The 13,751-nt window shown below is 38.4% G+C and carries 13 protein-coding genes and 1 riboswitch; of the genes, 2 read left to right on the forward strand and 11 right to left on the reverse strand.

Features of this window, described 5'->3' with window-relative positions; all coding sequences use genetic code 11:
* Positions 1-15 precede the first annotated feature (15 nt).
* From LG307_RS12980 to LG307_RS13020, 9 genes are all read right to left on the reverse strand, one after another.
* Positions 16-1,296, reverse strand: a complete 1,281-nt coding sequence (locus tag LG307_RS12980) for a Glu/Leu/Phe/Val dehydrogenase (protein WP_088018572.1) — start codon at positions 1,294-1,296, stop codon at positions 16-18.
* Positions 1,297-1,496: 200 nt separating this feature from the next.
* Positions 1,497-2,087, reverse strand: a complete 591-nt coding sequence (locus tag LG307_RS12985) for a genetic competence negative regulator (RefSeq protein ID WP_404442562.1) — start codon at positions 2,085-2,087, stop codon at positions 1,497-1,499.
* 99 nt (positions 2,088-2,186) lie between these two features.
* On the reverse strand, positions 2,187-3,101 hold the full coding sequence (locus LG307_RS12990) for a MerR family transcriptional regulator (protein ID WP_404442564.1): 915 nt from the start codon (positions 3,099-3,101) through the stop codon (positions 2,187-2,189).
* Positions 3,102-3,252: 151 nt separating this feature from the next.
* Positions 3,253-4,029 (reverse strand): metallophosphoesterase, encoded by a 777-nt coding sequence (locus LG307_RS12995; RefSeq protein WP_404442566.1) that lies wholly within the window; start codon positions 4,027-4,029, stop codon positions 3,253-3,255.
* 69 nt (positions 4,030-4,098) lie between these two features.
* Positions 4,099-4,554, reverse strand: coding sequence for a DUF2663 family protein (locus LG307_RS13000; RefSeq protein ID WP_404442568.1), 456 nt, complete (start codon positions 4,552-4,554; stop codon positions 4,099-4,101).
* Positions 4,555-4,677: 123 nt separating this feature from the next.
* Complete coding sequence (locus LG307_RS13005) at positions 4,678-5,379, reverse strand: LysM peptidoglycan-binding domain-containing protein (RefSeq protein WP_404442570.1); 702 nt, start codon at positions 5,377-5,379, stop codon at positions 4,678-4,680.
* Positions 5,369-5,989: a lysostaphin resistance A-like protein gene (locus tag LG307_RS13010; protein WP_404442572.1), complete on the reverse strand. Its 621-nt coding sequence runs from the start codon at positions 5,987-5,989 to the stop codon at positions 5,369-5,371. Before LG307_RS13010 ends, LG307_RS13005 begins: the two co-directional genes overlap by 11 nt.
* Positions 5,986-7,515, reverse strand: a complete 1,530-nt coding sequence (locus LG307_RS13015) for a RecQ family ATP-dependent DNA helicase (protein WP_404442574.1) — start codon at positions 7,513-7,515, stop codon at positions 5,986-5,988. Before LG307_RS13015 ends, LG307_RS13010 begins: the two co-directional genes overlap by 4 nt.
* Positions 7,487-8,578 carry a helix-turn-helix domain-containing protein gene (locus tag LG307_RS13020; protein WP_404442577.1) on the reverse strand — a complete coding sequence of 364 codons (1,092 nt, stop codon included), beginning with the start codon at positions 8,576-8,578 and terminating at the stop codon, positions 7,487-7,489. The genes LG307_RS13015 and LG307_RS13020 overlap by 29 nt, the downstream gene beginning before the upstream one ends.
* 251 nt (positions 8,579-8,829) lie before the next feature.
* Between LG307_RS13020 and LG307_RS13025 the strand changes: the two genes are divergently transcribed.
* The gene (locus tag LG307_RS13025) at positions 8,830-9,078 is read left to right on the forward strand and encodes a ferredoxin (RefSeq protein WP_063560637.1); all 249 of its coding nucleotides are present in this window, start codon (positions 8,830-8,832) and stop codon (positions 9,076-9,078) included.
* Positions 9,079-9,137: 59 nt separating this feature from the next.
* Here LG307_RS13025 and LG307_RS13030 read toward each other — a convergent pair whose 3' ends face one another.
* Entirely contained in the window at positions 9,138-9,722 is a 585-nt protein-coding gene (locus tag LG307_RS13030) for an ECF transporter S component (RefSeq protein WP_404442579.1), read from the reverse strand.
* A 182-nt stretch (positions 9,723-9,904) separates the two neighbouring features.
* A riboswitch (FMN riboswitch) is annotated at positions 9,905-10,040 on the reverse strand.
* Between the two features lie 199 nt (positions 10,041-10,239).
* Here LG307_RS13030 and serA point away from each other — a divergent pair.
* Positions 10,240-11,814, forward strand: coding sequence for a phosphoglycerate dehydrogenase (serA, locus tag LG307_RS13035; protein WP_404442581.1), 1,575 nt, complete (start codon positions 10,240-10,242; stop codon positions 11,812-11,814).
* 295 nt (positions 11,815-12,109) lie between these two features.
* Here serA and LG307_RS13040 read toward each other — a convergent pair whose 3' ends face one another.
* Positions 12,110-13,555 carry a spore germination protein gene (locus LG307_RS13040; RefSeq protein ID WP_404442583.1) on the reverse strand — a complete coding sequence of 482 codons (1,446 nt, stop codon included), beginning with the start codon at positions 13,553-13,555 and terminating at the stop codon, positions 12,110-12,112.
* Positions 13,556-13,751: the final 196 nt, after the last annotated feature.

The raw sequence follows: 13,751 nt of genomic DNA on the forward strand, positions 1-13,751 counted from the left end.
AGTCTTAAGCAAATATTATATCCATCCTCTGAAGCGGGAAGCTTCCGCCATTTTACGGGCGCCGACCATGTAAGCGGACAATCTCATATCCACACGGCGGCTTTGAGATGTATCGTACACATTGTTGAATGATTTTACCATAACCTTCTCAAGTTTCTCTTCTACTTCTTCTTCTGTCCAGTAATAACCTTGGTTGTTTTGAACCCATTCGAAGTAGGAAACAGTCACGCCACCTGCACTTGCAAGGACATCAGGAACAAGCAAGATGCCGCGATCCGTTAGAATCTGCGTACCTTCAATCGTAGTAGGGCCATTTGCTGCTTCTACGACAATTTTGGCACGAATATTATGTGCATTCTCTTCTGTAATTTGGTTTTCAATGGCTGCAGGAACTAAAATGTCACATTCCAGCTCAAGCAATTCTTTGTTGGTGATCGTATTGTTGAAAAGCTTTGTAACCGTTCCGAAGCTGTCACGGCGGTCTAACAAATAGTCGATATCCAATCCGTTAGGATCATACAGTCCACCGTAAGCGTCGGATATACCTACAACCTTGGCTCCAGCATCATGCATGAACTTGGAAAGGTAACTTCCAGCATTTCCGAAACCTTGTACAACTACGCGAGCTCCTTCAATGTTAATTCCTTTTTTCTTGGCTGCTTCACGGATACAGATAGTAACCCCTTTAGCTGTAGCTGACTCACGGCCATGGGAACCACCAAGCACTAAAGGTTTTCCTGTAATGAAGCCAGGAGAGTTAAATTCATCAATTCTGCTGTATTCGTCCATCATCCAAGCCATGATTTGAGAGTTGGTGAAAACGTCTGGAGCAGGAATATCCTTTGTAGGCCCTACAATCTGACTAATCGCACGAACGTAGCCGCGGCTTAACCTTTCAAGCTCTCTAAATGACATTTCACGAGGATCGCAGACGATTCCCCCCTTACCACCACCATAAGGAAGATCCACTATTCCACATTTCAAGCTCATCCAGATGGATAGGGCTTTTACTTCTTTTTCAGAGACATTGGGATGGAAACGAATTCCACCTTTGGTTGGTCCAACTGCATCGTTATGTTGTGCGCGATATCCAGTAAAGATTTTCACTGATCCGTCGTCCATACGAACAGGGATTTTCACTGTCAGCATACGCAAAGGTTCTTTTAGTAATTCATACACTTCTTCGGGATAGCCTAACCTTTCTAGTGCTTTATGTATAACAACTTGTGTCGATTTTAAAACATCTAACTTATCTTCATTGGAACTTTTTTTATCATTGCTTTTCTCGGCTACCATAAGTAAACCTCCTAGATTGTCTCACATAATAAGATTCAAATAGTCCGTCTTCATGACATAGTATACACCTTACTTCAACTTATGCAAAGATAGAAAATAAACTTTTATTAAAAAAATGTAACCGATTACAAAACGTAAGAAATATCAGAAAATACTTACAGCCTACACTACAAAATATATTATGTAGAATAGGCTGCTTTCTAATTAAAATACGAATTTATTTGTTTCAGTGCGGAATCTCTCATAATCAACTTACCGTATTCTTCTATTCGATGTATCGTCATCGTCGATGGTGTACCATATTCAGATAAAAGGGCAATTAAGGTATCGATATTAATGTCGGCATCTACATCTTCATCCATCAGCAGAAGATAGAACATTTGGTCATGCGAATAGATGGTACCGCCATTTATTTTAAGGCTTTGAAGCCTTTTGGCTAAATCGATTAAGTGATCGAAAGATTGAAACACATAAAACAGTTCTTGACATTCATCTACCGTCACTTGCATCTCTATATAATCATCATTGAACTCTTCTTCTATTTCTTCGTGTTCTGTTGATGTTACAATAACCACCATTCCCTGGGCTTGAAGAGCATATACTTCCACATTCAATGATCCGCTCACTTCAAATCCCAGTTCCGCACTAGCTTCATCAATCATGTCTCGAAACAGCTGATGAACCTTTTGCGAATCCTTCCACAAATCCTCTTTTGTCAACCCGCGATCTTCCAAGTCATCAAATGTGAGGAATATCTTTATCTTGTTGTAGTTTAACCGTTCCAGCCGCATGAAAGACTCCTCCCAACCTTTAACACCATTGAACTTCTTACATTTTATGATAAAAGGTGTTAGTTGGTTCGTGAGTAATACTCATTGTTGGTGTGGAAATTAATTCATTCTGATTCTTAACCAATCTTCCCATTGTTTCATGGAATTACCGATCAAATGATCAGCATATTCACTTTTCTTGTTCTCAGGCATTTTATCCACGGCCGTACCGCCCAAACCGATCATCAGTTCCGGATATTGCTCTTTTAGATCTTTCACCATTTCTAATGTTTTTGGCAGATTGACGGACAACGTACAAGACAGGAATAAAAACTTGGGCTGCACTTCTTTTAATACTACATGAATATCATCATCTGCAATACTTGTACCTAAGTAAATGGTTTCGAAACCTTTTCTTCTTACAAAAAGTGTATAGATTAATAACCCGAGCTCATGCCATTCTCCTGGCCCGCACACAGACACGGTTTTGGGAAGGAATCCGTTAACTGGCAATCCGTGGAGAATCATTCCTATTCTAGAACGTAAAAAAGCAGAAGCAAAGTGTTCATGTGCACTTGATATTTCATCATTTTCCCACATGTCACCAACCTTCACGAGTAACGTCCCCAATATATCTATTAATACTTTTTCAACTGAATACAAACTAAATATTTTATCCATTAATTCGTGCGCTTGACCTTCATTAAACTCTAAAAGTGCCTCTAACAATTGGTTTAGCAAATCAGTAGATAAGTCTTGTTGATCCGTATGTTGGGGGGAATCTGACTCCAGAATAGCCTGATTGTTTTTTTCAAGGAGCGAAACAGCTTGGCTGATGGTAAACCCTTTATTTACCCTTTGAATCAACCACTTCAGTATCTTAATATGCTCCTCTGTGTATAAACGGTGTCCAGACTCGTTCCTTACGGGAGCGATGATCTGATATCTTCTTTCCCAGGCCCGTAATGTACCGGGTTGGATACCCAGCATTTTTGATGCTGCCTTAATATTGTACTTTCCTTCATTATTTGCCATACAGATCCCTTTCTCTCTTTTCAAAATCATTACTTGAAGTATATAGCACGCTGGTCGTTGTGTAAACTTTGTATAGGTTTTGAATAGGTTAAATCTTGTTTACTATGCCAGATAATAGTTCGCTTCCAAAAAGAAAAGCGGAACCCAAAAATCAGGCCTCCGCTCGGGTTGTAATGGTTAAAATATGTGTTTCAGGCGGGGCACCAAGCCTTAGCGGCACAAGGGATGTCCCAAATCCATTACTGATTAAATGGGTTGTATGGGGCAACTGAGAAAGCCTCCCTTTTTCATGAGGACCATAATCGAATATCCTTATTTGCCCACCGTGTGTATGCCCGCTCAATACTAGGCTGATTTTTTCTACGCTCGTAAACTTTTCCACTATCTCAGGCTCATGACTGACCAAAATTTTAAAACTCTCACTTATGGTATTGTTTAAAGCGACGTCAAGCTCGTCCCTTTCATGTACCATGTCATCCACTCCAACTACTTCAAGCATGTCTCCCTGTTTACTCTCAAATAAATAACTAGTGTTGTCCAATATTTTCACCCCATGTTGAAGCAATAGGGAGTCCAATTCATGATACTCGACTTCATAGTCATTATTTCCCCATACGAAAAAAACAATGCCGAGTTTCTTTAGTTGTTCGATATTTTCAGAAACTTGTTGAAAAGGGACATTTTTCTCTGTTAAATCTCCGCCAATAATGACCAAATCTATATTGTTTAATTTTTGTATGAAATCAGAACTGATTTTCCGTCTATGGATGTCTGAAATAAAGAAAATCCTTATTTCCCCAAAACTTTGCGGAAACTCTGGAAAAGCGAGAGTTTGCTCTATAATATTTTCTTGTGTGGCTTGTTTATACATATAAAAAAGAAGTGATACTCCTAAAAGAGCCACCACTCCAAGTAGAATCCATAGCATGTTGAAGTTCCCCTTCTGCGATTAGTAGTAATCCAACTATATCACATTGAATCTAAATCTGTATCACACTCACTTGGTCTCATGATACAAATTGATATCAAACTCTTTTTTCATTAAATCGAATACTTGATGTCGCTGCTTCCAATCTACCGGTTTTGACCAATAGTCGTCGCTTCGTTTCACCATTTCCTTTCGGAGATCATGGTATTCCTTTTCTGCTTTGTCTTTCTTATACAGTAAATACTTAATCATCCCAATTTGAACTCCTATAAACATGACAATCCAAAAGTGAATGGAACGATCAAAGAAATAGGAAATACCCTCAGAGTTGGATGGCGCTTGACGGAAAATGAAAAAGTAAATGTAAATCAAGAATAATCCCAAGGTGATGCAGCAGGAAATTCTCCATCTCCACTCCCTCTTTTTGAATGTATCTTGTTTACGCTTTTTTTCTACTAATAGTTGCAGTGTTTGTTTTGTTGCTTCGTCCGTATGATGATTGAGCATTTTAATAGCATTTTCCAATGTCTTCCCCTCTTTCGACGTGTCCTATTAGAAAGCTATGCGCAAAAAATCAAGACTATGATTTAGGAAAGACAGGAAGTAAAAGAAAAAACACAGGGAGGTTCTGTGTTTTATGTTTTAACATTATCTATTTATAGGTATGAGTAGCTTTTGGCCGACATCCACTTGGTCGTTCACAAGGTTATTGTGGTCGCTGATGATTCTTTCTCCATCCCTGCTGCTAAAATATTTCATGGATATGCGGTAAAGAGTTTCGCTTTCTTGAACTATATGTTCTACATATGTCACATTGGATGATTCCTCTTCCACTTCCGTTACATTCTCTTCTTCAGGTTCTGATTCGGTTACAGGAGATGCGCTATTTTGCCCTGAAGAACTTTCTTGACTTACTTCTTCGTTTTCTGCAGTTTTCCCTGAACCATCTGTTTTACTATCCTGATCCGCAACGTTTTTTGCTTCTTTATCTTCAGTAGATGTCTGTTCTGCAGCAACTGGTGTTTCCTTGTCTTCTTTATCAGCTTTTTCTACTGTACTTGCAGAAACATTACTTGGAATAGAGATCTGCTCTACATTTTTAACTGCCGGCGTAAACATTTTGTCTAAGAAATTTGTTTCCTGATTGTTAAAATGGAGGGCCATAATACTGATAGGAATTAATAAGAATAATACGCCTACCAATCGTACGAATGGGAAATTCACTTTCCATTTTGTTTTTTTGCTTCGCTTTTGTGCGTGAAGTTCACTTCTTGATGGCAGTTTCTCCGACTCTTTTTGTACTTCTTCTCGCAAACCGTCTGCTTGATCCAAACTTCTTTTATTCTCCATCTTTCACCACTCCCGTGTTCAACTTAACTTTATTTTTTAAATAATCTTTTCTGATTTTGTAAGCGAGCAGCGCGTCGATTAGAAAATGGGCCCAAATAGTAACCCACAAACTACCTGTAACCTCATAGGTGTAACCTAAAATAAAACTGATCATTACAACCGATAAAAACAATACCCACTTATGTAAGTATCTGATATGAAGTACTGCAAACAAAATACTGGCTATCCAAATTCCAAAATGAGTTTGGATAACTCCGCGAAATAGGAATTCCTCTGCAGTGGATATGATGAAAGCTAATAAAATAATGTGCGGCAAAGTCCTAGTTTGAAACATTTTCTCGTTAATGCCGCCATCATCTAAAAGGTTTCCAGGTACCATTTTTATTAATAATAGGTCAGCCCCTACTACACAAAATGCGATTATTGTTCCTATGACAAATATGTCTACAGGCTGCCATGCAAATATATCTATAAAAGTTGGGAAGCTGTCAAATAAAAAGTAGGCTAGTACAAGTCCGATAGCGAAAAAAGCAAACTGAGAAAGATAGAGATGATACAAAAGTTCTTTTGGGCTCATATGCTTGATCATTTCTGATTGTCTGTTTTTCAATTCTCATCTTCCTGCCAAAATATATTTTTCAAAACCTTTTCCCAGGTTACAAGTTCCTCTGTAGTATTGGAAGTGACATGGATCTTCCTAGTATAGCGGTCAATATTTACCCCACAGTTATCACAGCAATGTTCCACTGTTGTTAGCAGTTCCTCATCGAAATAAAGAAGCAATTCTTTTCTCCTGCAATTCGCTGTGGTTGTCCAATGGTTTAACTCCTCAAGCTTTGAACGTTTCATGGAAGTGCGACTGTCGATCTTTCTTTGAATAGCTTCCGTGCACTGTTCAAGGGAACTCGAAGTAAGTTTACCGTGACTTTCCATATACTCGTTTAGTTGAAATAAAAGATATCTCAAATGCGACTCATTTTCCGGTTGTTGCTCCATCCAATCTCTCATTTGTTTCTTTGACAGATATTCTATCTCACCATAATGGTTCACCAAATTGCGAATAATAAAAGATGCCCAAGCCGGATCAGGTAATTCATTTTCAATCATAAATTCCGGCAACTTCGCGTCTTCCTTACTCTTAAGCAGGATAGCAATACTCTGGTTTCCACCTCTACCTGCACGGCCAATTTCCTGGACATATGATTCAATCTGAGTTGGTTGGTGGTAATGAATAACGTACCGCACATTACTTTTATTGATTCCCATACCGAAAGCACTGGTACAGCAGATGATATCTATCTGATCCATCAAGAACTGTTGTTGAATTAATATGCGCTGTTCTTGTGATAAACCAGCATGATAATAAGCGACTTTAATTATTCCGTTTTCGGACAAATATTCATACAGCTCTTCTGTTTTTGTTCTGCTTGAAAAGTAGATGATACCAGGAGGCTTTAAGGCTGTCGCCAAATCCAATAACCGTTCCTTTTTTTCCTGATTATTGGTGACCTCCTCCACTTTCATTGCTATATTAGGCCTGTCCAAAGAATTGATATGAAATAAAGGCGCTGACAAGCATAAATATAATTGAATATCTTGGATGACAGCTTTTGTAGCGGTCGCTGTCAGTGCCAAAGTAGGCGGCTCTCCAAGCAATTGCTTCACCGCTCCCAATTTCAAGTAGTCGGTGCGGAAATCATGTCCCCATTGGGAAACACAATGTGCCTCATCTACTACAAACAAATCGATTTGTATGGATTGAAGTTTCATGACCCATTTATCTACTTGAAGCATTTCTGGTGAAATAAAAATATATTTAAACGAATTTAAATCAACGGTCAATAGCTTTTCTTTTTCTGAGAACGTTAAAAACGAGTTTAAGGCGACAACACTTTTTTCTCCGCTTGACCTTAATTGTTGTACCTGGTCCTCCATTAAGGATAAAAGGGGAGAAACAATGACTACCGAGCCATCAAGAGCATAACCTGGAAGTTGATAACATAGAGATTTACCTCCTCCTGTAGGAAGTAATGCTATGACATCCTTTTTAGAAAGGACGTCTTGAATAATTTCTTTTTGTCCCGGTCTGAAGGATGAAAAACCGGTTTTAACTTTCAGCAGGTTGTCTAGATTCATTCGCATTCACCATCCTTGTCAGCACTAACCTTATCTGAAAATAGCTGATTGCCTCACTGTTTAACTGTTCCTTGATTTTTCGCAGTTGGTGAGTTTGCCTATCATGTATAACCGCTTCAATTGCTTTTATTTTCTCTGCTTCCACATATGGGGTGATGGGGAAATCCTTCATCTGCATGGCAATCTCCACCACGTGATCTTCAATGGTGCTTTTCTTCAACCTGCGAACATTCGCAATTTCCGATATGCTAAGCCCTCGATGTAAAAGTTTTAAACTTTTCTGTGTCGTATCAGTTAGAAGGGGCCGATCGAGCAAATCACAACATATTAAATAAAAGCTTTTGTACGTTGAAGCAGTTTCTTTTTTTTCTAAGGTTTGAATGATATAGTGCAGTAGGGAGTGGAACTCTACATGTATCCATACAGAATCTTGTTTCATGATTCTCGCTATTTGCTCCTCTGTATTACCGGCATGATGATAACCTGATAATTTGAGCGCAAAAACAGTAGCCTGATTAGCCGGTACTTGATTCAGCAGTTTGTACGTTTCGTCATATAAATCATTTAACAATCGCTCTTTCGAAACACCCTTTTGACTTAGTAGATGATTTTTGACCCACCTTTGTATGTCATCATCATACTGGATAGGAATGAATGAACTTTCTTTGCCCACTAGGTTAGATAAAGTTTGAACAAGAAGGGAATATCTTTTCCAAAAAGTCAAACTTTTATCTTTGTAGGCATATCCATTTAAATATGGGGCTAATGGATAGATATGTTCTCTTTCTGACAACTGCCTTGTCCCTTTGTCTGTAACTTCCCAATGTTCATTATGTATCTCGCGTATAAGTTGATCCGCCTTTAAGGAATGTATGGTTTGTTGAAGATAGTTCCTGTTTAAATCGGGAAAAAGTCCATATACATTCACGAGTAAGAAGATATTGGCATCTTGTATCGTTTGAGAAGATTTCTTCCCTCTAAATAAATGGTATATGGCAGAAATACTTCGTTCTCCTTTGAAAGCATATATGCATTTCAAACACAAATATTCGAATGATTTCATCAAATTTCTACACCTTTCTTCCCCTACAGTCATTTTATCAAAATTTTGTAAAGGATGACATGTTTATCACATCTTTTCGTCGGGTAATCTAACAATATGTTTCAAAACCCTTGTGTGATAAGCATTCTCAGTGAGTTTTCTATTGAAAAGTTGGGAAAACAGTTTTACAATATATAATATAAGGAATTGGCTTCCAACTAAATATTGGAAATCACTTAATTGACTAGTTACTATTTGGGAGGTTTATTTTCATGGCAAAATACACGATTGTTGACAAAGATACTTGTATCGCTTGTGGAGCGTGCGGTGCTGCTGCTCCAGACATCTACGATTACGATGATGAAGGTATTGCGTTCGTAACACTTGATGACAACCAAGGAATTGTAGAGATTCCTGATGTTCTTGAAGATGATATGATGGACGCATTTGAAGGCTGTCCAACTGATTCAATTAAAATTGCTGATGAGCCATTTGATGGCGATGCATTAAAATTTGAATAGTAAATAAAAAAAAGCCCCGAATCCTTAAGGATTCGGGGCTTTTTTTTTATTGCTTTTATTTATACATTTTTCATTTCTAACTGACGATCGAGCCAAATTGCCAGCTTCTTGTATAACAACAAAAATAAGAAAGTGACAATCAACCCTTTAATTATATTAAATGGAAGGATTCCCTTCACAATCCCTTCTATCATCTGAGCGGAAGACCCAGATGGGACATTAAGGAAATACGTGAAAGCCGGCAAGAAGATATAGTAATTGAGCACACTCATGATTAGTGCCATGGATAATGTACCTGCTACCAAACCTAACCCTAATCCTTTTGTTGTACGGATTTTATTGAAGATGAAATAAGTTGGCAAGATAAACAATACGCCTGCTGTAAAATTGGCCAACTGTCCAACAGGAACTCCTGTCATACTTCCTTGGACAATATAATGCAGGATATTTTTAATTGCTTCCACAGTGATACCCGCCACTGGTCCAAAGATGATGGCAGCAAGCAACGCCGGCACATCACTGAAGTCCACAGATAAGAACGGCGGCAACAAAGGCAGTGGAAAACTTAGCCACATAAGCAGATAGGAAATACCACTTAACATCCCTACTGTTACCATTTTTTTAACGCGTCTTGATTGATTCATACTTTTTCTCTCCTTTTCAAATGGAGATCCACCTCGTACGAAAAGAGAGAATTCAAAGATGTTTGTATATTTTTCAATGCCAAACCACGCAAATAACCGCTTGTCATATTAACAAACGGGAGTACGAAGGCATCAGAAAATAAGCATCGAAACAAGGAATTTTCGTTTCGAAACCTTTGAACCTCCATCTTCTCCCATCCAGACTATACTGTCGGCTTTGGAATCGCACCAAATCCTGCCCCAACATCAGGCTCGCGGGCTTAGAGTATTTCTCTCATCACCGCCGATCGGGAATTTCACCCTGCCCCGAAGATAGATCATATTATTTAGTTACGAATTTATTATACTCAAAAAATAGTAAAAAGGGAAGAGAAATGAACTTTTATTCATTTCTATAGGGATTTTGGAACAATAAGCGCTTACATAGGTTCGACCTGTCGTAAAGTTATTGACAGGGCTACTTGATAGATGATAAGTTATCAGAAATTTTATAATATTTTTTGGAGGGATTGCATTTATGTTTCATGTGCTTGTTGCAGATTCTATTAGTTCAGAAGGACTTACCCCGCTCTTAGAAGCGGATAACGTAAAAGTATATCGGAAAGACCGAGAAGGCGATAACTACAATCCAGAAGATATTGATGCATTGCTTGTTCGAAGTGCCACGCAGGTAGACGATGCCCTTCTTTCTTCCCTGCCGAAGCTCCAAGTAGTCGCAAGAGCCGGCGTCGGAGTGGACAATATTGATATTTCTGCTGCTACTAAAAGGGGCGTTGTGGTCATAAATGCACCTGACGGAAATACCATTTCCACTGCAGAGCATACATTTGCCATGATTTCTTCATTGGTCCGCCATATCCCTCAAGCTAATATGAATGTGAAGGGTTCCCAATGGAGCAGAAAAAAGTTTATTGGGACAGAGCTTTTCGGCAAAACACTTGGAATTGTCGGCTTCGGCCGAATCGGTGGTGAGATTGCCAAACGTGCAAAAGCTTTTCAAATGAAAGTAGTTGTATATGATCCGTTTCTAACAGATACGCGCGCTGAAAAATTAAGTGTGACCTCCTTATCTTTAGATGAAGTGATGAAGCAAGCAGATATTATCACCGTACATACCCCACTTACAAAAGAAACAAAAGGTCTGTTTAATAACGAAAATATCCCTCAATTAAAAAAAGGGGTATATCTTGTTAACTGTGCCCGAGGTGGGATAATTGATGAAGAAGCACTGCTTCACCATTTAAACACAGGGCATGTTGCCGGTGCTGCTCTGGATGTATTTGAAGTGGAACCTCCAACCAATCATGATCTTGTACAGCATGAACATGTAATCGTCACACCACATCTTGGGGCATCCACGAAAGAAGCACAATACAATGTGGCTTACCAAGTTTCAAAAGATGTTTTGGCTTATTTGAATGGGCAGTCTGTCAATACAAGCATCAATTTGCCTACTATCCCAAAAGAAATTTATAAAAAGATTCAACCGTTCTATCAACTTGGAAAAACTCTAGGTTCTATTCTCTCTCAATCTGCAAAAACACCTATTGAAGAAATTACTGCTACTTATGCCGGCGTCATTACAGAGTGGGAAACATCCATACTTACTAAAAGTATCATTGCAGGATTTTTAAGAAATCGCGTCGATACGACTGTCAATGAAGTCAATGCTGCTACCATTGCCAAAGAACGAGGCATCAGCTATGGGGAAAAGCATCAAACGGATAGTTATGGATACTCCAATATCATTCAAGTAGAGGCACAAGGAAAAGATGTAAACTTAGTCGTCAGAGCGACATTCATTGAAGGTTTTGGCGCGAGAATTGTTCATATGAACGGATTTGATATCGACTTTGCACCTAGCGGACATTTGCTTTATGTGCAGCATACAGACCGTCCTGGGGTAATCGGACAACTTGGGAACATATTCGGTAAACACGAAACCAATATCGCTACTATGCACGTTGGCCGTATGCTTCAAGGTGGAAAAGCCATCATGATGCTTTCTTTTGACCAGCCGATTGAAAAGGTGCTTGTAGATGAAATCCTTCTCATACCTGATATCTCTTCTGCGATTACTTTAGAGTTATAGCAATATGGTGGATGAAACTGTTCCCAAGCAAAAAAATCCCTTTATTTTTGTAAGGGGAATCAGACTTTAGACAACCTCGTGGTAATTCGAGGTTGTCTACAGTTTTTTTGTGTAGCTGTATAATAAAAACCGTTGATTTCCAAATTTATTGTAGAACGATAACCACGTGTATTTTAAAATGAATAATGATAAAAAGGAGTTCGGAATGTGAACAATCCGAACCCCTTTTTATCTACAAACTGAAACGAGCACTAATAAGTGCTCGTTCTTGTAGTCTACCTCTATTATCACCATGTTAACTATTATCTTCGGAATAGGTATGTTTGCTGTTGGTAAGTTTCTGTAAATCTTCTCTATATAATGTATCCTTCAATTCATGCATTTTAAATGGAATTAATGGTGAAAGGTAGGGAACACCTACTGATTTTAGGCTCACCATATAAATTATTTGCAGAGTTGTAGCAATAATTAACCCGATAAATCCAAAAAAATTAGCAGTAAGCAAAAAAATTATTCTTAAAGTGTTATCAACTACTACGAGGCCTCTGTTTGCCCCTAAGAAACTTGAAAGAGTTGTTATCCCAATGACGATTAGACTGACTGGGTGAATTAATTTGGCCGTAACCGCTGTTTCGCCAATTACTATTGTTCCGATTAAAGAAACCAAAATTACTGCCGTTTGCGGAAGACGGAACGAAACATCAACTAGTATTCTTATCAAAAATATTAGAATGATAATTTCCCAAAAGGTCGGCAACATCTCATCCTTAGAAATGATTGCTTCTGAAATCTTTTTTGGCAGATCATCTTTGTGAAAATTGGCTATCGCTATATAAACAGCAGGCAGATATACTCCCATAAAAAATGCGAACAATCTCATTGCACGGCTAGTAAGCCTGCCCAATGGAATATGATATTCATCAGGTGCCTGAAGAAATTCGACAAATAAAGCAGGAGCTATGATGGCGAAAGGGTAGCCATCCACAATAACAGCTACTCTTCCTTCAAATAAGGAAGATACCACTCCGTCAATTCTTTCTGAATGTCTTACTCGTGGAAAAATAGACCTTGGATTTCCCTCTAATATATCCTCCACTACTCTTTCACTGAGGACATACTTTATCCTAAGACTATTTATTCTTTTTTTAACTTTTTTTAATATTCCTTTATCGACAATTCCTTCTATGTATAAGATAGAAACTGATGTTGGGGAAATCGAGCCCAACTCTATTGTATCTACACAAAAATCGGGAGTTTTTAACGAACTTCTTATCAGATTGATATTTGTTTTCATTTTTTCAGTTAATCCAATTTGGGGACCTCTTGCGGTACGTTCTCCTAGTGTTGCTTCGATGCTCCTTTCCGCCCACTTAGGAGATGGGATGATGATTCCTTGTTGATGCTTGTTTATCAGTAAAACAGCACTCCCCTGTACAATGGCATCGGTCAGCTCTTTATACTGAGCAGTGGTCTTCACTTCTGCCGATTCAATGAATCTTCCCATTATCTGCTCTATGAGTAATTCCTTCATATCTACATTCTTAAAGGGTTCCAATAAAGGTTTGACCACGTGTTCCTGAATTAGATCTAAATCAATGATTCCGTCCAGATAGACAACAGTCATTTCGGCAGAACCTTTGTAACCCACCTTTAAATTACGTACTATAAGATCGGATGTATGGTGAAAAGTTTTTTTGATATTTCTGATATTTTCTTCAAGGCATGTTTCTATGTTAGGCATTACACTACCTCCCTTAAAGGTAGTATTAGAAAATGTCAAAATACTATACTTTTTAACTGAATCAGTGCATGCTGTTTTGGGACTAATATATAGGAGAGAATCACGTTGTTAACATTAGGGGGAATAATATGAATTTTTAGAACATTAGTATTCGCCGATGCCAAATAAAAGCATAGCATTTGTCGGACAACCCTAA

Origin of the sequence: Sutcliffiella horikoshii (assembly GCF_044809035.1) — a bacterium.
Taxonomy (GTDB): domain Bacteria; phylum Bacillota; class Bacilli; order Bacillales; family Bacillaceae_I; genus Sutcliffiella_A; species Sutcliffiella_A horikoshii_G.